Here is a 21,200-nt window from a genome sequence, read left to right on the forward strand (position 1 = left end):
TCGATTTGCTTCATTCAGGCGTCGAGAAGAGCAAGCAGGGTATCTTCATCCGGAGAGGAAGCGATCTCCACGTGACGACATCCGGGTGGCACGGCGTCGGCAATGCGGGGGCCGAGACAGAGGATCCGCACCGTCGCGGAAAGCATTGCGGGAGCGATGTCGGAAAAGAACTGCCTGGCTGCTTCCCGCGAATAAAAGAGCACCGCTTCCGGGCTGAATGCGTGAACCTGCGCCGAAAACGCACCGGGCGGGCGGACGACGGGCCGCATGCGGTAGACCAGCCGAACCTGGAGCGGGACGCCGGCAACGGTCATGCGCGTTTCCAGTTCCGGCAGGCGGGGTGTGCCCGCGAGATAGAGCAGAATGCCCGTTGCCGAAGCCCGATCACGAACGATCAATTCCGCGAGGCCTGCAGCATCTCCAGGACCGACTCGAACGCGGGAAAAGCCGAGATCGAGCGCCGCCTCCGCCGTCGCGTCGCCGACGCAGTAGACCGGCAAAGAGGCGAGCGACGACAATGCCTGGGGGGATTGCCGCAGTGCACGGAACGCTTCGGCACTCGTTGCGACAACCGCCGAGGCGGCCAACGCTGTCGCCCGGATCGGCAAGTGCTCGGCTTCGCTCAGGGGCAAGAGCAGTGTCTCGTGGCCGGCAAGCGCAAGCTTCCGGAGCGTTTTGTCCGCGGTGGTTTCCGGGCGCGTGACGAGGACGCGCATCCGCTCACGTCCAGCTGGAAAAGAAGCCGGGAGCCGCATCGGCGCGAATATCCTCGCCTGCCTGTGCGCCGATCTTCCGGGCATCCGTAGCCCGACCTTCGGCATAGACCCGGTGATGCTGCGTTCCGTCCGGTGTCAGAATCATCCCTGAGAACGAAATCTGCTCGCCGTCCGAAACGGCGTAGCCGGCGATGGGCGTCCGGCAGGAGCCATCCAGCGTGTCGAGAAATGCGCGTTCGCAGGTCACCGCCTCTTCTGTCGTCCGGTCGTTGATGGCCGAAAGAAGCGTGTCGATCCGGGTATCGCCGATCCGGCTCTCGACGGCAATCGCACCCTGGGCAGGGGCTGGCGGAAAATAGGTGGGATCGAGAATTTCTGTTGCGACCCCTTCGAGGTTGAGCCGCTTCAGTCCGGCGAGCGCCAGCAGCGTGCCATCCACCTGGCCCTCGGCCAGCTTGCGCAGGCGGGTCTCGACAAGACCGCGATAGACGATGACCTTGATGTCGGGCCGCAGTCTCCGGATCAGCGCTTGTCGGCGCAACGAGGCCGAACCGACCGTCGCCCCTTCCGGCAGGGCGAGAAGCGTGGGCGCCGTGCCGCCGATGAAGGCGTCGCGGGCGTCCTCTCGCGGCAGGAAGGCCGACAGAAACAGGCCGTCGGGCAGGCGCGTTGCCATGTCCTTGGCCGAATGGACCGCAAAATCGAGTGTTCCTGCCAGCAGCTGATCTTCCAGCTCCTGCGTAAAAAGTCCCTTGCCGCCGATTTCCGAGAGCGCTCGATCGGTGATGCGATCGCCCGCCGTCGACAGCGGCACGATCTCGAACATCTCCTCCGGCAAGCCATGCGCCAGCATCAGCCGATCGCGCGTTTCATGAGCCTGAGCCAGCGCGAGCCGACTGCCGCGCGTGCCGATCCGGAAAGGTTTCGTTTGCATCCGCTACGATCCATTGTTACCGGAGGTCCGTGTATCTCCCTTTGTTCCCGTCTGCAATCTTCGAGTCATCCACCCCAATGAACCGGCCCTTGCGTATTCTCGGCATCGAGACGAGCTGCGACGAAACCGCCGCTTCCGTCGTGCTGCGCACCGAGGATGGGCGCGGCGAAATCCTGGGCGACGTGGTGCTGAGCCAGCTCGAGGAACACAGCCTCTACGGCGGCGTGGTACCGGAAATTGCAGCCCGCGCGCATGTCGAGGCACTGGATACCCTCATTGCTGAAGCGCTCGAGCGCGCGCAAATGTCGCTGTCGGACGTCGACGCCATCGCGGCGACCAGCGGCCCGGGCCTGATCGGGGGCCTGATCGTCGGCCTCATGACCGGCAAGGCCATGGCGCGCGCGGCAGGCAAGCCGCTCTATGCGATCAACCATCTCGAAGGCCACGCTCTGACCGCGCGACTGACCCACGGGCTCGCCTTTCCCTATCTGATGCTGCTGGTGTCGGGCGGGCACACCCAGCTGATACTGGTGCGCGACACCGGCGACTACGAGCGCTGGGGGACGACCATCGACGATGCTTTGGGCGAGGCCTTCGACAAGACGGCAAAGCTCCTGGGTCTCCCGTATCCCGGGGGTCCGGCCGTCGAACGCGCCGCGCGCGACGGCAACCCGGAACGCTTCACCTTTCCCCGGCCCTTGGTCGGCGAGGCCCGTCTGGACTTTTCCTTTTCAGGCTTGAAGACCGCCGTGCGGCAGGCCGCGCAGTCGATCGCCCCGGTGGCGGAACAGGATATCGCCGATATCTGCGCCTCTTTCCAGGATGCGGTCTCGCGAACACTGAAGGACAGGATCGGCCGCGGCCTCAAGCGCTTCCGAACCGCCTATCCGGATGTCGACAGGCCCTCTCTCGTTGTTGCCGGCGGTGTTGCGGCCAATCAGGCTTTGCGCACAACGCTCGACAGCCTTTGTGGCGCGAACGGCTTTGCATTCGTCGCGCCACCGCTCCATCTGTGCACCGACAATGCGGCGATGATCGCCTGGGCGGGTGCGGAGCGCATGGCGGCCGGTCTGCCCGCCGACGATCTTTCCGTGTCGCCCCGTGCCCGCTGGCCTCTGGACGCGCATGCACAGACCCTGCTCGGCTTCGGCAAGCGAGGCGCGAAGGCATGAGCGACGCGGCGATCTCTTCTGCCGGGAAGGTGGCGGTCGTCGGCGCCGGCGCCTTCGGGACGGCGCTCGCAGCGACAATCGCGCGTGCGGGCCGCGCCGAGGTCCTGCTCATAGCCCGGCGAAGGGATGTAGCGGACGCGATCCTAACCCGGCGCCGGCATGAAGACGCGCTTCCCGGCATCGACCTGCCGCAAACGCTGTTTGCGACGACGGACCCGGCCGCTCTCTCTGGAGCAGGCATGGTGCTCTTCGCTATGCCGTCGCAGGCACAGCGCGAGGCTGCGCAGACGCTGAAGCCATACCTCGACCCGGGAGCCGATATCGTTGTCTGCGCCAAGGGGCTGGAACGCGGCACGGGCCGCCTCCTGACAGAGGTCGTGGCGGATGAACTGGGACACCATGCGGTCTCCGTTCTCTCCGGCCCTGGTTTTGCCGCCGATATCGCCATCGGCCTGCCAACCGCGATGGTCATCGCCGCGGCCTCGGCAGAGCAGGCCGCGCGGCTTGCAAACGCTCTTTCCGGCCCCACATTCCGCCTCTATCCGTCCATCGACCGCACGGGCGTGCAACTCGGCGGCGCGCTCAAGAACGTGCTCGCCATTGCCTGCGGCATTGTCGAAGGGGCGGGGCTCGGCGAATCCGCCCGTGCTGCCATGATCGCGCGCGGGCTTGCCGAACTCTCCCGCTATGTCGCGGCCTGTGGCGGTCAGGGAGAAACGGTCCGCGGCCTGTCCGGACTCGGCGATCTCGTTCTCACCGCGACAAGTCACCAATCGCGAAACCTGCGTTATGGCATCGCCCTCGGACGCGAAGGCCGCGCGGTCACAACGACCGCCGATCTCGTGGAGGGTGCGCTTGCAGCCTCGGTTGCGGCAACGGAGGCCCGGCGCCTCGGCCTCGACATGCCGTTGACCTTCGCCGTCGCTGCCATGATCGATGGCGCAATCGACGTGGGAACCGCACTGGAACAGCTCATGTCCCGCCCCATCACACAAGAATAGCTTCGGAAAGGCACGATCATGCTCTTTGCAGCCCTTTGCACCGACAAGGAAGGTGCACTCCAGATCCGCATCGAGACGCGGCCCACCCATGTCGCCTATCTCGACGATCTGAATGCCCGCGGCATCTTGAAGATCGCCGGCCCGTTCCTCGGGTCCGACGGCAAGCCGAACGGCAGTCTGGTCATCATCGAGGCGGAGGACAAGGCGGCGGCTACGGCGCTCTTTGCCGAAGACCCCTATGCAAAGGCCGGTTTGTTTGCCTCCGTCGAGGTCCGCGCCTGGAATTGGGTGTTCAACAAGCCGGAGTGACGGACATGGGCTATTGGCTCTGGAAATCCGAACCCTTCAAGTGGTCCTGGACCATGCAGAAGGACGCCGGCGACGCGGGAACCGAATGGACAGGCGTGCGCAACTACCTTGCCCGCAACAACATGCGGGCCATGAAGATCGGCGACAAAGGTTTCTTCTATCACTCGAACGAAGGACTGGAGATCGTCGGCATCGCCGAGGTCTGCGCGCTCTCGCACCCTGATTCGACCGCAGAGGGCGATCCGCGCTGGGACTGCGTCGATATTCGGGCCGTTTGCGACATGCCGACGCCCGTGACCCTGAAGGAGATCAAGGCGAGCGAGAAGCTGAAGGACATGCAACTGGTCACGTCCATGCGGCTCTCGGTTCAGGCCGTGACGGAAGCGGAATGGCAAGAAATCTGCCGCATGGGCGGCCTCGACAATCCTCCGCTCTCGCCCACAGCGTGAAGACCGATCCGGAGCGCTTCATCCGCGAGAACACCAGCATCTTCTCGCCGCCGCACGTCCCCGAGGTGAAGCTTCGCCTGGCGAGCGAGGCGCATGATCTGTGGCTGAAGACAGAGGACGAGCTGGAGGCCATCGGCCTGCCGCCGCCGTTCTGGGCCTTCGCCTGGGCTGGCGGCCAGGGACTTGCCCGCTATGTGCTTGATCATTCCGATCTGGTGGCTGGCAGAACCGTCGTCGACTTTGCGTCCGGCTCGGGTCTGGTTGCGATCGCCGCCATGAAGGCCGGCGCGGCATCCACTCTGGCGCTGGACACGGATCCTTGGACCGGCACTGCGATCCGGCTCAATGCACAGCTCAACGACGTGGTCATTGCCCACGACAACGCCGACAGGATTGGCCGACCGGTCGCCTGTGACGTGTTTCTTGCAGGCGACGTCTTCTACGACAAGGCATTCGCCGACAGGCTGGTGCCCTGGTTCGACGATCTGGTTGCCGCGGGCATCGACGTGCTCGTCGGAGATCCCGGTCGTGCCTATTGCCCGCGCGACCGGATGGTGCCGCTGGCCTCCTATGCCGTCCCGGTGACCCGTGCGCTGGAAGACAGCGAGGTGAAAAAGACGACGGTTTGGCGGTTTCGATGACGGCGCCGCCGACGGCCTTCGTGTCCGGGCTCAACGCCCGCGAATGACGCAAACCCCGGCCTCGAAGCTGCAGGCACTGTCGTTCCGACGGATAGCGCCGCGATCCACCGTCATGACGCCGCTTCGCGCAACGCTGTTGTCGGGCGGCGCATAGCGCTCGAAAGCGCCATAGCTGCTATTCTCGTCATAGCTCGTGATCGTGAAATAGCTGCCGGCGCCACTGCGATACCAGGCATTCGCATTCCCGGAAAACCGGCCCGATCCGACGATGACCGCCGGGGGTGCACGCCCGTCGCGGCGCATGCGCTCGTCCCCGCGCCATGTTGTCGCATCCTCTCGCACCCGGTACCGGCTCTGGCCGTCGAAAAATCCACGAACGACCCGGTAATCGGGAACCGCGTGACGCCGACCCTGAAGCCGGACGCCGGATCGCTGTTCCAGCTGCTCGGCCTGCGCGGAATACGTGCGGAAATACTGTCCGCGATAGCCCTCGTCCCGGGCTTCGGCCCCTCCAACGGCCGTTACCGCAAGGGCTGCAGCGACGGCCAGGGGTCGCAGGGCGATGTCACGATACATGATGAACCTCCGACAGATCTTAACAAAGCGTTAAAGACCAATCTGGCGCAGGACGGCCCGAAAGTCAGGCCGTTGCCGCCTGTTTCGCTGGATATGTTTAACGGGTCAAATGCGATGCAAACGCTTGTCCAGTAAACCTCCGTCTCTAATCGATTAATTTCTTTTCGCGCTGCAAACAGGCTTGTTAAGACCCCTGCCGAAGATTAAAGCTCGCCACAACTGAATGCTGCGCAATCCCTGCGCAAACCGGATATAAAGAGTCTAGTTTTTGGACGATTGACCGGTCGTTCTGTGAGGTTCAGATGACGAATGTCACCAAAAGCCGGCCGCTTTCGCCGCATCTTCAGATCTACAAGCTCATTCCGACCATGCTCATGTCGATCGTGCATCGCATTACCGGCGCTGCACTTTATTTCGGCACGGTTCTCGTCGCCTGGTGGTTGATCGCAGCCGCCAGCGGCCCGGCCTATTACGATTGGGCCAGCTGGTTCTTCGGCACGATCATCGGCCAGGTCATCCTGTTCGGATACACATGGGCGCTGATCCATCACATGTTCGGCGGTCTGCGCCACTTCATGTGGGATCTGGGCTATGGTTACGAGAAGGAATTCTCGACGAAACTCGCCATCGCCAATGCCGTCGGCTCCATTACCGTGACGCTCCTGTTGTGGATCGTCGGCTACATCGTTCGCTGAGGGTTTGACCATGGATATGCGCACACCCCTCGGTAAGGTCCGCGGTCTCGGTTCAGCCAAGGAAGGCACGGAGCATTTCTGGCGCCAGCGCCTGACGGCCGTGGCAAACGTGCCTCTTCTTACCTTCTTCGTCATCTTCATGATGACACATGCAGGCGCGCCGTATGCCGACGTGGTCGCAGCGCTCGGCAATCCGTTCGTCGCGGTCGTCATGGCCCTTGTCGTCATCTCCGCACTGACCCACATGCGGATCGGCATGCAGGTGATCATCGAGGACTACGTTCACGCCGAAGGCATCAAGATCGTCCTTCTCATGCTCAATACATTCTTCGCGATCGCGGTTGGCGGGCTCTGTCTTTTCGCCATCCTGAAGCTCGCCTTTGCAGGATAAGACCATGGCATCGACTGAAGCACCGTCCGTCAACGGCAAGGCCTACCAGTATGTCGACCATTCCTACGACGTGATCGTCGTCGGCGCCGGCGGCGCGGGACTGCGCGCCACGCTCGGCATGGCCGAACAGGGTTTCAAGACGGCGTGCATTACAAAAGTCTTTCCGACCCGCTCCCACACGGTCGCAGCCCAGGGCGGCATTGCCGCGTCCCTGCAGAACATGACCCCCGACAGCTGGCAGTGGCACCTTTACGACACCGTCAAGGGCTCCGACTGGCTGGGCGATGTCGACGCCATGCAATATCTCGCCATGGAAGCGCCGAAGGCGGTCTATGAGCTGGAGCATTACGGCGTGCCCTTTTCGCGCAATGCCGAAGGCAAGATTTACCAGCGTCCCTTTGGCGGCCACATGCAGAACTACGGCGAAGGTCCGCCGGTGCAGCGCACCTGCGCCGCCGCCGACCGCACCGGCCACGCCATTCTGCACACGCTCTATGGTCAGTCGCTGAAGCACAATGCAGAATTCTTCATCGAGTATTTCGCGCTCGATCTCATCATGTCCGACGACGGCAGCCGCTGCACCGGCGTTGTCGCCTGGTGCCTCGATGACGGCACCATCCATCGTTTCTCCGCCAAGATGGTCGTGCTTGCGACCGGCGGATACGGCCGCGCCTACTTCTCGGCGACCTCAGCCCATACCTGCACGGGCGACGGCGGTGGCATGATCGCCCGCGCCGGCCTGCCGCTGCAGGACATGGAGTTCGTCCAGTTCCATCCGACCGGCATTTACGGCGCCGGTTGCCTGATCACCGAAGGTGCCCGCGGCGAAGGCGGTTACCTCGTCAATTCCGAAGGCGAGCGCTTCATGGAGCGCTATGCACCCTCCGCCAAAGACCTCGCGTCGCGCGATGTCGTCTCGCGCTGCATGACGCTCGAGATTCGCGAAGGTCGCGGCGTCGGCAAGGCAAAGGACCATATCTTCCTGCATCTCGACCATCTCGATCCTGCCGTTCTGAACGAACGCCTGCCGGGCATTTCCGAGAGCGCCAAGATCTTTGCCGGCGTCGACGTGACGCGGGAGCCGATCCCGGTTCTTCCAACGGTTCACTACAACATGGGCGGCATCCCCACCAATTACTGGGGTGAAGTCCTGAATGCCGATGGCGAAAACCCGGAACGCATCATCCCGGGCCTGATGGCCGTCGGCGAAGCGGGCTGTGCCTCCGTGCACGGCGCCAACCGCCTCGGCTCGAACTCCCTGATCGACCTGGTCGTCTTCGGCCGTGCCGCCGCCATCCGCGCCGGAGAGGTGATCGACCGAGCAAGCCCGATCCCCGCGCTGAACAAGGCCGCCTGCGACAAGATCGTCGGCCGCCTGGACAGGCTGCGCTACGCCAGCGGCGGAACCCCGACATCCGTCCTGCGCGAGAAGATGCAGCGCACGATGCAGGAAGACGCCGCCGTGTTCCGCACGCAGGAATCGCTTGAAAACGGCTGCAAACGCATGAGCGCCATCTGGTCCGACATGTCCGACATCAAGGTCACGGACCGCTCGATGATCTGGAACTCGGATCTCGTGGAGACGCTGGAACTTGAAAATCTGATGGCCAACGCGATTACCACGGTTGTCGGCGCGGAAGCCCGCAAGGAAAGCCGCGGCAGCCATGCACGCGAAGATTATACCTCCGGCCCGTTCGGCGGTCGCGACGACGTCAACTGGCGCAAGCACACGCTGGCCTGGGTCAACGACGCCGGCGACGTCAAGCTCGACTACCGCCCCGTTCACACCGAACTGCTCGCCGAAGGCATCGATCCCTACAAGATCGAGCCAAAAGCGCGCGTCTACTAACGGAAGCCCGGTCAAGGAAAACGAATATGGTTGAACTTGCACTTCCCAAGAACTCGCAGATGACCGAAGGCAAGGTGTGGCCGAAGCCTGCCGGCGCCACGAACACCCGCGAATTCCGCGTCTATCGCTGGAGCCCCGACGACGGCAAGAACCCATCGATCGACACGTTCTTCATCGACGTCGACGATTGCGGCCCGATGGTTCTCGATGCCCTGCTCTATATCAAGAACAAGATCGATCCGACGCTGACCCTGCGGCGTTCCTGCCGCGAGGGGATCTGCGGATCCTGCGCCATGAACATCGACGGCACCAACACGCTGGCGTGTACCAAAGGCATGGACGACGTGAAGGGGGCGGTGAAGGTCTATCCCCTTCCCCACATGCCGGTCGTCAAGGATCTCGTGCCGGACCTCACCAACTTCTATGCCCAGCACCGCTCGATCGAACCCTGGCTGAAGACCGTATCGCCGGCACCGGCCAAGGAATGGAAGCAGAGCCACGATGATCGTGCCAAGCTGGACGGTCTCTACGAGTGCATTCTCTGCGCCTGCTGTTCGGCTTCCTGCCCCAGCTACTGGTGGAACGGCGATCGTTATCTCGGTCCGGCCGTCCTTCTCCAGGCATATCGCTGGCTGATCGACAGCCGTGACGAGGCCAAGGGGGAGCGTCTGGACAATCTGGAAGATCCGTTCCGCCTTTACCGCTGCCACACGATCATGAACTGCGCCCAGACCTGTCCCAAGGGCCTCAACCCGGCCAAGGCCATCGGTGAGATCAAGAAGATGATGGTCGAGCGCCGCGTCTGACCGAGGGTTCGAACGGAGAATACGCCGTCTGGCGCTTCGTCTACGCCACAGGGCTGTAGGAAAGAACGTTTTTTGGCAGCCTTAAAGGTCGATTAACCTTAATCCGGCCTATATCTGTCCCGAACGTTCAATTTTCATGCGAGACGACCGGGAGTTCGAAATGCGGGCATATCATGTTGCGGCGGGTCTGGCGGCGGTGCTGGCGCTTTCAGGATGCCAGCGCACCTCAGTGGGCGCCTTCGACCAGCGCGACGTGGGCCCTGCCCCCCTGCAAGCACAACCCGTACCCTCGGTCTCCGGCGGCGCCTTGCCGCCCCCGACAAGTGGCGACGCATCCCAGTTCCCGGCAGCACCCGTCAACCAGACGGCCGCACTCGGCAGTCCGCAGGTTCCCGGCGGCGCGCCCGCCGCGCCGGCCGCTTCTCTCGACGTCACCAAGGAATCCATGGTCGGTAACTGGCGCGTCGCCAATGGCGGTAGTTCCTGTGACATGTTCCTGACACTGACCAATCTCGGCTCGGGTTCGCGCGGCGGCACCCGCGGCTGCGCCGGCGAGCTGACGCAGATGGGGTCCTGGGAAGTGGCAGGCAAGCAGGTCGTGCTGAAGGATCGCAACGGCAATGCCTTGGCGCGCCTCTACAAGACCGCCGACGCCCGCTTCGACGGCCAGACCAATGGCGGCCAACCTGTCAGCCTGAGCCGCTGATCCCTGATGATCGCTTCGGTCGTCCCGACCGGCCAGCGTCGTAGATAAACGGGGTCTGACGGCCAGGAAGGCTGCGCGTGCCAAACGCCGAAAACACCATATCGAGACGGCTAGAGGCCCTGATCAACCAGGGCGAGATGCAACGCGATCCGGCGCAACTGGCAATCGCCGCGCGCCTGGATCGGCTGTCCACCGATCTGGCCGCGAGCCGCGCGAGCCGGAAATCGAATGCCCTCGGCTGGCTTTTCGCATCAAAGCGCGATCAGCGACCGCCCATCAAGGGTGTCTACCTCTACGGTGGCGTCGGGCGTGGCAAGACCATGCTGATGGATCTCTTCTTCGACACCGTGCCGATCGCGCGAAAGCGTCGTGCGCATTTCCATGAATTCATGGCGGAGGTCCAGGACCGCATCTTCAAACATCGCCAGAAGCTCAAGAACGGCGAGACAAAGGATGCTGATCCGATGCCTCCTGTTGCTGCCGATATCTACGCAGAAGCCCGCCTCCTGTGCTTTGATGAGTTTTCGGTCACCGACATCGCCGATGCAATGATCTTGTCGCGCCTGTTCGGTGAACTCTTCAAGCGGGGCTGCGTTCTCGTGGCCACATCAAACGTTGAACCCGGCGATCTCTACCGCAACGGTCTCAATCGCGCCCTGTTCCTGCCCTTCGTGGATCTCCTGCGCGCCCATGCCGATGTCGTCCCTCTGGATACGGAAACAGACTATCGCCTGGAGAAGACCAGCGGCCTGCCCGTCTGGTCGTCGCCCCTTAACGAGGCCTCGCGCAAGGCGCTCGATGCATCGTGGACAAAAGCGACATTAGGCCTGCATCCAGGACCGGTCGACCTGACCTTGAAAGGCCGAACAATCCATATTCCCGCAGCCGCGGGCGATTGCGCGCGTTTTTCCTTCGCTGAGCTCTGCGCGCGTCCGCTCGGTGCAAACGATTACCTCACCATCCTGTCGCATTACCGCGTCATCTTTATCGATGATATCCCGCTGCTCAGCGCGGACCGGCGAAACGAGACGAAGCGGTTCATCATGCTGGTGGACACGATCTACGACCGCGGTGCGCGGTTGTTCGCAACGGCGGACGCGCGGCCGGAAGAGCTTCTGATCGTTCGGCAGGGGACGGAGGGCTTCGAGTTCGATCGGACGGTCTCGCGGTTGATCGAACTGCAAAGCAGCGAATACGCCGGTGCTCATGCTGCAAATGCGAAGAAATCATGACCGATTTTATGACGTTTACGTAAGAAAATATTGATCTAAACGATTGAAAAGACACGCTCCAAAAGTAGCAGTTGATATTTTCGGACGAGGCGACTAGTGCTTTCGCCTGTAAGGTTGGGTGCCGCCCGGAAACGCGGGAGTCGTGTCGCTGCAGACCTTGCCAGATTTGATCTCAAAGGAAGCACTTTCATGGCGCGCAACAAGATCGCACTTATCGGTTCCGGAATGATTGGCGGCACGCTGGCCCATCTGGCCGGACTGAAGGAACTGGGCGACATCGTTCTCTTCGACATTGCCGACGGCGTGCCTCAGGGCAAGGGCCTCGACATCGCGCAGTCCTCGCCCGTGGAAGGCTTCAACGCCAACCTGACCGGTGCGAGCGACTATGCTGCGATCGAAGGCGCCGACGTGTGCATCGTCACCGCTGGTGTTGCCCGCAAGCCCGGCATGAGCCGCGACGATCTGCTCGGCATCAACCTCAAGGTCATGGAACAGGTCGGCGCCGGCATCAAGAAATACGCTCCGAACGCCTTCGTTATCTGCATCACCAACCCGCTCGACGCGATGGTCTGGGCTCTGCAGAAGTTTTCGGGCCTTCCCAAGAACATGGTCGTCGGGATGGCCGGCGTGCTCGACAGCGCCCGCTTCCGCCTCTTCCTCAGCCAAGAATTCAACGTCTCCGTTCAGGACGTCACGGCCTTCGTCCTCGGCGGCCACGGCGACACGATGGTCCCGCTCGCCCGCTACTCCACGATCGGCGGCATTCCGCTGACGGACCTCGTCAAGATGGGCTGGGTCACCAAGGAGCGTCTGGAAGAGATTATACAGCGCACACGGGATGGCGGTGCCGAAATCGTTGGCCTGCTGAAGACCGGATCGGCCTATTACGCGCCGGCCGCCTCTGCGATCGAGATGGCCGAATCCTTCCTCAAGGACAAGAAGCGCGTCCTTCCTTGTGCCGCCCACCTCTCGGGCCAGTACGGCGTGAACGACATGTATGTCGGCGTTCCCACCATCATCGGTGCCGGCGGTATCGAGCGCATCATCGAAGTCGAATTCACAAAGGCCGAACAGGAAGCCTTCGACAAGTCCGTGGCTGCGGTTGCCGGTCTCTGCGAAGCTTGCGTCGGTATCGCTCCGAGCCTGAAGTAATCTTTCCGGCATCAGACAGCCCGACATCAGACAGGAAAATTTCCCATGAACATTCATGAATATCAGGCCAAGGCTCTTCTAAAGAGCTTTGGCGCTCCAGTGGCCGAAGGTGTCGCGATCTTCTCGGCCGACGAGGCAGAGGCCGCAGCGAAGTCGCTTCCCGGCCCGCTCTACGTCGTGAAAAGCCAGATCCATGCCGGCGGTCGGGGCAAGGGCAAGTTCAAGGAACTCGGCCCCGACGCCAAGGGCGGTGTGCGGCTGGCAAAGACGATCGAGGAAGCCGTTTCCCACGCGAAGGAAATGCTCGGCAACACCCTCGTCACCAAGCAGACCGGCGATGCCGGAAAGCAGGTGAACCGCCTCTATATCGAGGACGGTGCCGACATCGACCGCGAGCTCTACCTCTCCATTCTCGTGGACCGCGCCGTCGGACAGGTTTCCTTCGTGGTCTCCACGGAAGGCGGCATGGACATCGAGACCGTTGCCCATGACACGCCGGAAAAGATCATCAACGTCGCGATCGATCCGGTTGCCGGCGTCACCGCTGAGAACCTCGATACCCTCACCACGGCGCTGAAGCTCGAAGGCGAAGCCAAGGCCGACGGCGAGCGTCTGTTCCCGATCCTCTACAAGGCTTTCATCGAGAAGGACATGAGCCTGCTCGAGGTCAACCCGCTGATCGTCATGACCAACGGTCGCCTGCGCGTTCTCGACGCCAAGATGTCGTTCGATGGCAACGCCCTCTTCCGCCACGAAGACGTCGTCGCGCTTCGCGACAAGACCGAGGAAGACGAGAAGGAAATCGAGGCGTCCAAATATGACCTCGCCTATGTCGCCCTCGACGGCAACATCGGTTGCATGGTCAACGGTGCCGGCCTTGCCATGGCAACCATGGACATCATCAAGCTCTACGGCGCCGAGCCCGCAAACTTCCTCGACGTCGGCGGCGGTGCCACGAAGGAAAAGGTGACTGCAGCCTTCAAGATCATCACCGCCGATCCGGCCGTGAAAGGCATCCTCGTCAACATCTTCGGCGGCATCATGAAGTGCGACGTGATTGCCGAAGGCGTGATCGCGGCCGTGAAGGATGTCGGTCTCACCGTACCGCTCGTCGTGCGTCTCGAAGGCACGAACGTCGATCTCGGCAAGAAGATCATCAACGAGAGCGGCCTCAACGTCATCTCCGCCGATGATCTCGATGACGCCGCGCAGAAGATCGTCGCTGCCGTGAAGGAAGCCTGATCTCATGAGCGGTGCAAAAAAGACGGTCAATCGCCAATCCTTCGGCCCGAACGAAACCGATATCAATCTTTGCTACTTCGTCTGCTGGGACACCACGCCGGACCTCGACGACGAGGCTGCCGATCGCTGGGCGCATTTCACGCATGACGACGACGCCGTCGAGTTCTTCAAGCTGAAGTCGAAGGACGACACGCTGTATGTCTGGAAGGGTGAGCTCGGGATCTCGAAGGCCGACAAGCAATTCGACTGGTTCCAGACCCATTGGTCGAAGAACCTCAACAGCCATCACGACGAAAAATCGACATCCGGCAAGGGTTACCGCTGGTCCAACGGCGCCTTCGAAGAATTTGATTCCCTCGAATTCGAGGAAGAGGAAAACTGATCCATGTCCATTCTCATCAATAAAGACACCAAGATCCTCGTTCAGGGTCTGACGGGCAAGACAGGCACCTTCCATACCGAACAGGCGCTTGCCTATCACGGCACGAAGATGGTCGGCGGGATCAACCCGAAGAAGGGCGGCGAAACCTGGGAAGGGTCCAAGGGCGAGACGCTGCCGATCTTCGCGACCGTTGCCGAGGGCAAGGAACAGACCGGTGCCGACGCTTCGGTCATCTATGTTCCCCCGGCGGGCGCTGCCGCTGCCATCATCGAAGCGATCGACGCGGAAATTCCGCTGATCGTCTGCATCACCGAAGGCATTCCGGTGGCCGACATGGTCAAGGTCAAGGCGCGCCTGGACGCGTCGAAGTCCCGCCTGATCGGCCCGAATTGCCCTGGCGTCATGACCCCGAACGAATGCAAGATCGGCATCATGCCGGGTAACATCTTCAAGAAGGGCTCCGTCGGCGTTCTCTCGCGCTCGGGCACGCTCACCTATGAAGCGGTGTTCCAGACGACGAACGAAGGCCTCGGCCAGACGACCGCCGTCGGTATCGGTGGCGATCCGGTCAAGGGCACCGAGTTCATCGACGTGCTTGAGATGTTCCTGGCCGACGACGAGACGAAATCGATCATCATGATCGGCGAAATCGGCGGCTCCGCCGAGGAGGAAGCCGCGCAGTTCCTCATGGACGAGGCCAAGCGTGGCCGGAAAAAGCCGATGGTCGGGTTCATCGCCGGCCGCACCGCACCTCCCGGCCGCACCATGGGCCACGCCGGCGCCGTGATCTCCGGCGGCAAGGGTGGCGCAGAAGACAAGATCGCCGCCATGGAACGGGCCGGCATCCGCGTTTCGCCTTCCCCGGCCCGCCTCGGCAAGACCCTGGTGGAAGTCCTGAAGGGCTGATGCAATCTCGAGGGACGGCCGGCCATTGGCGTCGGGCGTCCCTCAACCCATCTAAGGTACACGGCAGTCAAGGCCCCGCCCTGTGGTTCTGCCAAAGAAATGACACGCGCTCGGCCGTATTGGATGGCCGTCGCACAGTCGGCCCGGGACGGCATGTTGCAGAGCCCAGGGCCGCATCCAACAAGTCAGGAGGCGGACGGACAGGTCCGCGATAAAACCATGGCAAGGCAAGAGGCCAACGAGCAATTTCAACTGACGTCCTTTCTGGACGGCGCCAATGCGAGCTACATCGAGCAGCTCCATGCGCGCTACGAGGCCGACCCATCGTCGGTTTCGGGCGAGTGGCAGTCTTTCTTCAAGGCGTTGGCCGACAATCCCGAAGACGTCGCGAAGGCCGCCAAGGGCGCTTCGTGGAAGAAGCCGAACTGGCCTCTGACGCCCCGCGACGACCTCACGTCGGCGCTCGACGGCGATTGGGGCACGGTCGAGAAGGTCATCGAGAAGAAGGTCCAGGCGAAGGCCGAGGCCAAGGCGGAAGCGACCGGCGTCCCTGCCTCGCCTGCCGACGTGCATCAGTCGACCCGCGACAGCATCCGCGCGATCATGCTGATCCGCGCCTACCGCATGCGCGGCCATCTGCATGCCAAGCTCGACCCGCTGCAGATCGCAGCCCCGGTCGATGATTACCATGAGCTGTCCCCGTCCAATTACGGCTTTGAAGCCGGCGACATGGATCGCAAGATCTTCCTCGATAACGTGCTCGGGCTCGAATACGCCACGATGCGCGAGATCGTCGACATCCTCGAGCGGACCTATTGCTCGACGCTCGGTGTCGAGTTCATGCACATCTCCGATCCGGAAATCAAAGCCTGGATTCAGGAACGCATCGAGGGTCCCGCCAAGGGCGTCGAGTTCACGCCGGAGGGGAAGAAGGCAATTCTCTCCAAGCTGATCGAGGCCGAAGGCTTCGAGCAGTTCATCGACGTCAAGTACAAGGGCACCAAGCGCTTCGGCCTCGATGGGGGCGAATCCCTGATCCCGGCGCTTGAGCAGATCATCAAGCGCGGCGGCCAGGAAGGGATGAAGGAAATCATTCTGGGCATGGCGCACCGGGGCCGCCTCAACGTTCTCACCAACGTCATGGGCAAGCCGCATCGCGCTGTCTTCCACGAGTTCAAGGGCGGCTCCGCCGCGCCTGACGACGTTGAAGGCTCCGGCGACGTGAAGTACCACCTCGGCGCCTCCTCGGACCGTGAATTCGACGGCAACAAGGTGCACCTGTCGCTGACGGCCAACCCGTCGCACCTGGAAATCGTCAATCCCGTGGTCATGGGCAAGGCGCGCGCCAAGCAGGATCAGATGGCGACGGTCTTCGAAGGCGACGTGATTCCGCTCAAGGAACGCTCGAAGGTCCTGCCGCTGCTGCTGCACGGAGATGCGGCCTTCGCCGGCCAGGGCGTGACGGCCGAAATCCTCGGCCTTTCCGGTCTGCGTGGCCACCGCGTCGGCGGAACGCTTCACTTCATCATCAACAACCAGATCGGCTTCACCACCAATCCGGCCTTCTCGCGCTCGTCGCCCTACCCTTCCGACGTCGCGAAGATGATCGAAGCGCCGATCTTCCACGTCAACGGTGACGATCCGGAAGCGGTCGTCTATGCCGCAAAGATCGCAATCGAATTCCGCATGAGGTTCCACAAGCCGGTTGTGGTCGACATGTTCTGCTACCGTCGCTTCGGCCATAACGAGGGGGACGAGCCGTCCTTCACGCAGCCGAAGATGTACAAGGTCATCCGTGGCCATAAGACGGTTGTCCAGCTCTATGGCGAACGCCTGATCGCCGAAGGCCTGATCACCGACGGCGAACTGGAAAAGATGAAGGCCGACTGGCGTGCCCGCCTCGAGCAGGAATTCGAGGCCGGCCAGTCCTACAAGCCTAATAAGGCCGACTGGCTGGATGGTGCCTGGTCGGGCCTGCGCACCGCCGACAATCAGGACGAACAGCGCCGTGGCAAGACCTCGGTGCCGATGAAATCGCTGAAGGAGATCGGGCGCAAGCTTTCGGAGGTTCCCGAAGGCTTCAACGTTCACAAGACGATCCAGCGCTTCATGGACAACCGCGCCAACATGATCCAGACGGGCGAAGGCATCGACTGGGCGATGGCGGAGGCGCTCGCCTTCGGTTCGCTCGCCGTCGAAGGCACGAAGATCCGCCTGTCCGGCCAGGATTGCGAGCGCGGCACCTTCTCCCAGCGCCATACCGTCCTCTACGATCAGCAGACGGAAGAGCGTTACATTCCGCTCGCCAACCTCTCGCCCACCCAGGCGCGCTACGAAGTGATCAACTCGATGTTGTCGGAAGAAGCCGTTCTCGGCTTCGAATACGGCTACTCGCTCGCCCGCCCGAACGCATTGACGCTCTGGGAAGCCCAGTTCGGCGACTTCGCCAACGGTGCGCAGGTTGTCTTCGACCAGTTCATCTCGTCGGGCGAACGCAAATGGCTGCGGATGTCCGGTCTCGTCTGCCTGCTGCCGCACGGCTATGAGGGCCAGGGCCCGGAACACTCCTCCGCCCGCCTCGAGCGCTGGCTCCAGATGTGCGCGGAAGACAACATGCAGGTCGTCAACGTCACGACGCCGGCAAACTACTTCCACGTTCTGCGCCGGCAGATGAAGCGCGACTTCCGCAAGCCGCTGATCATCATGACGCCAAAGTCGCTTCTGCGGCACAAGCGGGCCATTTCCAACCTGTCGGAAATGGCCGGCGAGACGTCGTTCCACCGTCTCTTGTGGGATGACGCGGAGGTCATCAAGGATGGCCCGATCAAGCTCCAGAAGGATGCAAAGATCCGTCGTGTCGTGCTCTGCTCCGGCAAGGTCTATTACGACCTTCTCGAAGAGCGTGAAAAGCGGGGCATCGACGATATCTACCTGCTGCGTCTGGAACAGCTTTATCCGTTCCCGGCCAAGGCGCTGATCAACGAGCTCAGCCGTTTCCGCAATGCGGAAATGGTCTGGTGCCAGGAAGAGCCGAAGAACATGGGGTCCTGGTCGTTCATCGATCCCTATCTCGAATGGGTCCTGGCCCATATCGATGCGAAGTACCAGCGGGTACGCTACACCGGCCGCCCGGCCGCAGCCTCGCCGGCAACCGGCCTGATGTCAAAGCATCTTGCCCAGCTTGCCGCCTTCCTCGAAGACGCGCTCGGAGGTTGACGCGTCGATATGGGTTTCCTTTGCATCATCCCTACCCGGAACGGTTGGACCGCTGCTCCCGCAGCGGATCTGCCCGATCTGGCGAGGTGGTGGAGGCGTCAACCCACCACCGGCCCTGCGCAGGGCCGGTTCCAAGGGCGGAACGCCGTTTCGCCCCGCTCCGCTTCCTCACATCTTCCCTTTCCAGGCGCGACTGACCGGTCCGGCAGCAACGCCCACAACATCAGGACGTTTTAACAATGGCAACCGAAATCCGCGTGCCCACCCTGGGTGAATCCGTCAGCGAAGCCACGATCGGCACCTGGTTCAAGAAGGTCGGCGACACCGTGAACGCCGACGAGCCGTTGCTGGAGCTCGAAACCGACAAGGTCACGATCGAGGTTCCCGCGCCGTCCTCCGGCACGCTTTCGGAAATCGTGGCCAATGAGGGCGAGACGGTCGGTCTCGGCGCGCTTCTCGGCCAGATCGCTGAAGGTGCAGGCGCTGGCGCCTCCCCGGCCGCAAAGCCTGCCGAAACCTCGGCCCCTGCCCAGACCGCGGAGAAGCCTGCAGCCGAAGCGGCTGGCGCTTCCGCCTCTTCCCCGTCTCCCTCCTCCTCGTCTTCCTCCTCCCCGTCTTCCATGCCGCCAGCCCCTGCTGCCGCCAAGATGCTCGCTGAGAACAACGCCTCGGCAGACGATATCGATGGTTCCGGCAAGCGCGGCCAGGTTCTCAAGGGCGATGTCATTGCGGCCGTCAATCGCGGCCTTCAGGCACCGGCTGCACCTGCCGAACCGGCCAAAGCCCCGGCCCGCGGCCCTTCGAATGCTGCGGACGCGCCGCGCGAAGAGCGCGTGAAGATGACGCGCCTGCGCCAGACCATCGCCAAGCGCCTCAAGGACGCCCAGAACACGGCCGCTATGCTGACCACCTATAACGAGGTGGACATGAAGGCCGTGATGGACCTGCGGACCAAGTACAAGGACGTCTTCGAGAAGAAGCACGGCGTCAAGCTCGGTTTCATGGGCTTCTTCACCAAGGCCGTCACCCACGCGCTGAAGGAACTGCCGGCCGTCAACGCCGAGATCGACGGCACGGATCTGGTCTACAAGAACTTCTGCCACGTCGGCATGGCTGTCGGCACCGACAAGGGTCTGGTGGTTCCCGTGATCCGCGACGCGGACCAGATGTCGATCGCCCAGATCGAAAAGGAACTCGGCCGCCTTGCCAAGGCTGCACGTGACGGCTCGCTGTCGATGGCCGACATGCAGGGCGGTACCTTCACGATCACCAATGGCGGCGTCTACGGCTCGTTGATGTCTTCGCCGATCCTCAACGCCCCGCAGTCCGGTATCCTCGGCATGCACAAGATCCAGGATCGTCCCGTGGTCGTCGGTGGCCAGATCGTCATCCGTCCGATGATGTATCTCGCCCTCTCCTACGATCACCGCATCGTGGACGGCAAGGAGGCCGTTACCTTCCTCGTGCGCGTCAAGGAAAGCCTTGAAGATCCGGAACGCCTCGTTCTCGATCTCTAGGAGCCCATCGCGAGGCCCGCCCGCAACGGGTGGGCCTTTGCCTGACTGAAAGAGACTGTCATGGAACCTACCGTCATCGCCGCTTCGCCGTTTCCGGCGCTCGTTGCCTGGAGCGTTGTGCTGCTCGTCATCCAGATTTGCCTGCATGCCATGCTGGTCACGCGCGAACTGGGCTCTGGTTGGAATGCTGGCCCGCGCGACGGCGACAAGCAGGCGAAAGGCGTTCTGGCCGGCCGAGCGGGGCGCGCGTCCAAAAACCTCCAGGAAACCTATCCGGCCTTCGTCGGCCTGGCCCTTGGTCTTGCGATCACAGGCGATCCGTCCGGCTGGGGACTTGTCGGCGCGTGGATCTGGTTTGCCTGCCGCATCGTCTACATCCCGCTCTATCTCGCAGGTATCCCCTATATCCGCTCGCTCGTCTGGCTCGGCTCTCTCGTCGGCCTTGGCATGATGGGGCTTGTCCTGGTGTTCTGAGGCTCCAGGCTTCGCGCCCGGTTGCCCGATCCTTAAGTGCGACGGTTCTGATAGCCGGGCGCCGCCATTGCCGGAGACGCATGATGGAACTGTCCGTGCATCCTTATCTCTTCGAACTCACATCGCTGATGGCTATCTTCGTCTTCGGCATCATCTCGCCCGGCGCGGATTTTGCCATGGTCATGCGTCAGTCGATCCTGCACGGACGCCGCGCGGCGATACTTACCTCTTTCGGTGTGGGGACATCGTTGATGTTTCACGTCACCTATACGATCCTCGGACTCGGGCTCGTCATTTCGCAGTCGATCACCCTGTTCAACATCGTCAAATGGTGCGGCGTCGCCTACCTGCTTTACATTGGTGCGAAGGCGCTGCGGTCAAAGCGGGTACAAGACGTCGACGCATCGGCGCCGGCCCAGACCGCGCCAGCCACCCGCAGCACACAGTCCGCTTTCAAGGCGTTCGGCCTCGGCTTTGCCGCAAATGCGCTGAACCCGAAACCGGTCTTCTTTTTCCTCTCCATCTTTTCGACCGTGGTCAGCGCGCACACGCCGGTTACCGTCAAGTTCGGCTATGGCCTCGTCATGGCGAGCTGCCTCATCCTGTGGTTCGTTGCCGTCAGCCTGTTCATGACGACTCCTGCCATGCGGGCGCGTTTTGCCCGCATCAGCCATTGGATCGACCGTGCGAGCGGCATGGTCTTCATTGCGCTCGGCCTGAAACTCGCAACCGAGAAGGCCGCCTGAGCCGACGGTCTCACGGCGCGCCCTGCTCGACAGTCACATCCGGCAGCCGCTTCAGCGGCCGCCAGCGTCAACATCGGCAGCCCGACAC

At 62.5% G+C, this 21,200-nt stretch carries 22 protein-coding genes; 19 read left to right on the forward strand and 3 right to left on the reverse strand.

The annotated features are described in order from the left end of the window. Window positions 1-14: 14 nt before the first annotated feature. Window positions 15-716 (reverse strand): uroporphyrinogen-III synthase, encoded by a 702-nt coding sequence (locus ASG03_RS00195; RefSeq protein WP_062691402.1) that lies wholly within the window; start codon window positions 714-716, stop codon window positions 15-17. A 4-nt stretch (window positions 717-720) separates the two neighbouring features. Next, window positions 721-1,650 carry a hydroxymethylbilane synthase gene (hemC, locus tag ASG03_RS00200; protein ID WP_062691403.1) on the reverse strand — a complete coding sequence of 310 codons (930 nt, stop codon included), beginning with the start codon at window positions 1,648-1,650 and terminating at the stop codon, window positions 721-723. A 77-nt stretch (window positions 1,651-1,727) separates the two neighbouring features. Here hemC and tsaD point away from each other — a divergent pair, with 77 nt between their 5' ends. From tsaD to ASG03_RS00225, 5 genes are read left to right on the forward strand one after another with little or no spacing between them, the layout of a single operon-like run. Further along, on the forward strand, window positions 1,728-2,822 hold the full coding sequence (tsaD, locus tag ASG03_RS00205) for a tRNA (adenosine(37)-N6)-threonylcarbamoyltransferase complex transferase subunit TsaD (RefSeq protein WP_062691405.1): 1,095 nt from the start codon (window positions 1,728-1,730) through the stop codon (window positions 2,820-2,822). After that, window positions 2,819-3,823 (forward strand): NAD(P)H-dependent glycerol-3-phosphate dehydrogenase, encoded by a 1,005-nt coding sequence (locus ASG03_RS00210; protein WP_062691407.1) that lies wholly within the window; start codon window positions 2,819-2,821, stop codon window positions 3,821-3,823. The genes tsaD and ASG03_RS00210 overlap by 4 nt, the downstream gene beginning before the upstream one ends. 18 nt (window positions 3,824-3,841) lie before the next feature. Further along, the gene (locus ASG03_RS00215; RefSeq protein WP_062477905.1) at window positions 3,842-4,132 is read left to right on the forward strand and encodes a YciI-like protein; all 291 of its coding nucleotides are present in this window, start codon (window positions 3,842-3,844) and stop codon (window positions 4,130-4,132) included. Window positions 4,133-4,137: 5 nt separating this feature from the next. After that, window positions 4,138-4,581 carry an EVE domain-containing protein gene (locus tag ASG03_RS00220; RefSeq protein WP_062477902.1) on the forward strand — a complete coding sequence of 148 codons (444 nt, stop codon included), beginning with the start codon at window positions 4,138-4,140 and terminating at the stop codon, window positions 4,579-4,581. Next, the gene (locus ASG03_RS00225; RefSeq protein WP_200934673.1) at window positions 4,521-5,222 is read left to right on the forward strand and encodes a class I SAM-dependent methyltransferase; all 702 of its coding nucleotides are present in this window, start codon (window positions 4,521-4,523) and stop codon (window positions 5,220-5,222) included. The genes ASG03_RS00220 and ASG03_RS00225 overlap by 61 nt, the downstream gene beginning before the upstream one ends. Before the next feature lie 30 nt (window positions 5,223-5,252). Here ASG03_RS00225 and ASG03_RS00230 read toward each other — a convergent pair whose 3' ends face one another. Continuing rightward, a complete protein-coding gene (locus ASG03_RS00230; RefSeq protein ID WP_062691411.1) occupies window positions 5,253-5,798 on the reverse strand; it encodes a hypothetical protein in 546 nt (181 codons plus the stop codon). A gap of 302 nt (window positions 5,799-6,100) precedes the next feature. On the opposite strand from ASG03_RS00230, the gene sdhC reads away from it, so the two are divergent. The 14 genes from sdhC to ASG03_RS00300 all read left to right on the forward strand — a co-directional run bounded on the left by sdhC (window position 6,101) and on the right by ASG03_RS00300 (window position 21,112). Continuing rightward, entirely contained in the window at window positions 6,101-6,493 is a 393-nt protein-coding gene (gene sdhC, locus ASG03_RS00235; protein ID WP_062477893.1) for a succinate dehydrogenase, cytochrome b556 subunit, read from the forward strand. A 10-nt stretch (window positions 6,494-6,503) separates the two neighbouring features. Beyond that, the gene (gene sdhD / locus ASG03_RS00240) at window positions 6,504-6,884 is read left to right on the forward strand and encodes a succinate dehydrogenase, hydrophobic membrane anchor protein (RefSeq protein WP_062477890.1); all 381 of its coding nucleotides are present in this window, start codon (window positions 6,504-6,506) and stop codon (window positions 6,882-6,884) included. A gap of 4 nt (window positions 6,885-6,888) precedes the next feature. After that, the gene (gene sdhA / locus ASG03_RS00245) at window positions 6,889-8,733 is read left to right on the forward strand and encodes a succinate dehydrogenase flavoprotein subunit (protein WP_062477887.1); all 1,845 of its coding nucleotides are present in this window, start codon (window positions 6,889-6,891) and stop codon (window positions 8,731-8,733) included. A 26-nt stretch (window positions 8,734-8,759) separates the two neighbouring features. After that, complete coding sequence (locus ASG03_RS00250) at window positions 8,760-9,539, forward strand: succinate dehydrogenase iron-sulfur subunit (protein WP_062477884.1); 780 nt, start codon at window positions 8,760-8,762, stop codon at window positions 9,537-9,539. Window positions 9,540-9,699: 160 nt separating this feature from the next. After that, entirely contained in the window at window positions 9,700-10,245 is a 546-nt protein-coding gene (locus tag ASG03_RS00255) for a protease inhibitor Inh/omp19 family protein (protein ID WP_062478166.1), read from the forward strand. Window positions 10,246-10,382: 137 nt separating this feature from the next. Continuing rightward, window positions 10,383-11,477 (forward strand): cell division protein ZapE, encoded by a 1,095-nt coding sequence (zapE, locus tag ASG03_RS00260; protein WP_443216572.1) that lies wholly within the window; start codon window positions 10,383-10,385, stop codon window positions 11,475-11,477. Window positions 11,478-11,666: 189 nt separating this feature from the next. Further along, the gene (gene mdh / locus ASG03_RS00265; RefSeq protein ID WP_062477877.1) at window positions 11,667-12,629 is read left to right on the forward strand and encodes a malate dehydrogenase; all 963 of its coding nucleotides are present in this window, start codon (window positions 11,667-11,669) and stop codon (window positions 12,627-12,629) included. A 45-nt stretch (window positions 12,630-12,674) separates the two neighbouring features. Then, on the forward strand, window positions 12,675-13,871 hold the full coding sequence (gene sucC, locus ASG03_RS00270) for an ADP-forming succinate--CoA ligase subunit beta (RefSeq protein WP_062477874.1): 1,197 nt from the start codon (window positions 12,675-12,677) through the stop codon (window positions 13,869-13,871). 4 nt (window positions 13,872-13,875) lie between these two features. Then, window positions 13,876-14,253: a hypothetical protein gene (locus ASG03_RS00275; RefSeq protein WP_062477871.1), complete on the forward strand. Its 378-nt coding sequence runs from the start codon at window positions 13,876-13,878 to the stop codon at window positions 14,251-14,253. A gap of 3 nt (window positions 14,254-14,256) precedes the next feature. Next, window positions 14,257-15,159: a succinate--CoA ligase subunit alpha gene (gene sucD / locus ASG03_RS00280; protein ID WP_062477869.1), complete on the forward strand. Its 903-nt coding sequence runs from the start codon at window positions 14,257-14,259 to the stop codon at window positions 15,157-15,159. 219 nt (window positions 15,160-15,378) lie between these two features. Continuing rightward, a complete protein-coding gene (locus tag ASG03_RS00285; RefSeq protein ID WP_062691416.1) occupies window positions 15,379-18,375 on the forward strand; it encodes a 2-oxoglutarate dehydrogenase E1 component in 2,997 nt (998 codons plus the stop codon). Window positions 18,376-18,614: 239 nt separating this feature from the next. Further along, window positions 18,615-19,892: a 2-oxoglutarate dehydrogenase complex dihydrolipoyllysine-residue succinyltransferase gene (odhB, locus tag ASG03_RS00290; protein WP_062691418.1), complete on the forward strand. Its 1,278-nt coding sequence runs from the start codon at window positions 18,615-18,617 to the stop codon at window positions 19,890-19,892. A gap of 60 nt (window positions 19,893-19,952) precedes the next feature. After that, the gene (locus ASG03_RS00295) at window positions 19,953-20,366 is read left to right on the forward strand and encodes an MAPEG family protein (RefSeq protein WP_062691420.1); all 414 of its coding nucleotides are present in this window, start codon (window positions 19,953-19,955) and stop codon (window positions 20,364-20,366) included. A 95-nt stretch (window positions 20,367-20,461) separates the two neighbouring features. Continuing rightward, window positions 20,462-21,112 (forward strand): LysE family transporter, encoded by a 651-nt coding sequence (locus tag ASG03_RS00300; protein WP_062691726.1) that lies wholly within the window; start codon window positions 20,462-20,464, stop codon window positions 21,110-21,112. Window positions 21,113-21,200: the final 88 nt, after the last annotated feature.

Source organism: Rhizobium sp. Leaf341 (genome assembly GCF_001424325.1).
Taxonomy (GTDB): domain Bacteria; phylum Pseudomonadota; class Alphaproteobacteria; order Rhizobiales; family Rhizobiaceae; genus Ferranicluibacter.

Coding starts and splice junctions, on each gene's coding strand:
- tsaD (WP_062691405.1), top strand. CDS start 1,728: ATGAACCGGCCCTTGCGTATTCTCGGCATCGAGACGAGCTGCGACGAA.
- hemC (WP_062691403.1), bottom strand. CDS start 1,650: ATGCAAACGAAACCTTTCCGGATCGGCACGCGCGGCAGTCGGCTCGCG.
- sdhC (WP_062477893.1), top strand. CDS start 6,101: ATGACGAATGTCACCAAAAGCCGGCCGCTTTCGCCGCATCTTCAGATC.
- ASG03_RS00295 (WP_062691420.1), top strand. CDS start 19,953: ATGGAACCTACCGTCATCGCCGCTTCGCCGTTTCCGGCGCTCGTTGCC.
- sucC (WP_062477874.1), top strand. CDS start 12,675: ATGAACATTCATGAATATCAGGCCAAGGCTCTTCTAAAGAGCTTTGGC.
- ASG03_RS00220 (WP_062477902.1), top strand. CDS start 4,138: ATGGGCTATTGGCTCTGGAAATCCGAACCCTTCAAGTGGTCCTGGACC.
- ASG03_RS00255 (WP_062478166.1), top strand. CDS start 9,700: ATGCGGGCATATCATGTTGCGGCGGGTCTGGCGGCGGTGCTGGCGCTT.
- ASG03_RS00225 (WP_200934673.1), top strand. CDS start 4,521: ATGGCAAGAAATCTGCCGCATGGGCGGCCTCGACAATCCTCCGCTCTC.
- ASG03_RS00195 (WP_062691402.1), bottom strand. CDS start 716: ATGCGCGTCCTCGTCACGCGCCCGGAAACCACCGCGGACAAAACGCTC.
- ASG03_RS00215 (WP_062477905.1), top strand. CDS start 3,842: ATGCTCTTTGCAGCCCTTTGCACCGACAAGGAAGGTGCACTCCAGATC.
- sdhA (WP_062477887.1), top strand. CDS start 6,889: ATGGCATCGACTGAAGCACCGTCCGTCAACGGCAAGGCCTACCAGTAT.
- mdh (WP_062477877.1), top strand. CDS start 11,667: ATGGCGCGCAACAAGATCGCACTTATCGGTTCCGGAATGATTGGCGGC.
- ASG03_RS00230 (WP_062691411.1), bottom strand. CDS start 5,798: ATGTATCGTGACATCGCCCTGCGACCCCTGGCCGTCGCTGCAGCCCTT.
- ASG03_RS00285 (WP_062691416.1), top strand. CDS start 15,379: ATGGCAAGGCAAGAGGCCAACGAGCAATTTCAACTGACGTCCTTTCTG.
- sdhD (WP_062477890.1), top strand. CDS start 6,504: ATGGATATGCGCACACCCCTCGGTAAGGTCCGCGGTCTCGGTTCAGCC.
- ASG03_RS00275 (WP_062477871.1), top strand. CDS start 13,876: ATGAGCGGTGCAAAAAAGACGGTCAATCGCCAATCCTTCGGCCCGAAC.
- zapE (WP_443216572.1), top strand. CDS start 10,383: ATGCAACGCGATCCGGCGCAACTGGCAATCGCCGCGCGCCTGGATCGG.
- sucD (WP_062477869.1), top strand. CDS start 14,257: ATGTCCATTCTCATCAATAAAGACACCAAGATCCTCGTTCAGGGTCTG.
- ASG03_RS00250 (WP_062477884.1), top strand. CDS start 8,760: ATGGTTGAACTTGCACTTCCCAAGAACTCGCAGATGACCGAAGGCAAG.
- odhB (WP_062691418.1), top strand. CDS start 18,615: ATGGCAACCGAAATCCGCGTGCCCACCCTGGGTGAATCCGTCAGCGAA.
- ASG03_RS00210 (WP_062691407.1), top strand. CDS start 2,819: ATGAGCGACGCGGCGATCTCTTCTGCCGGGAAGGTGGCGGTCGTCGGC.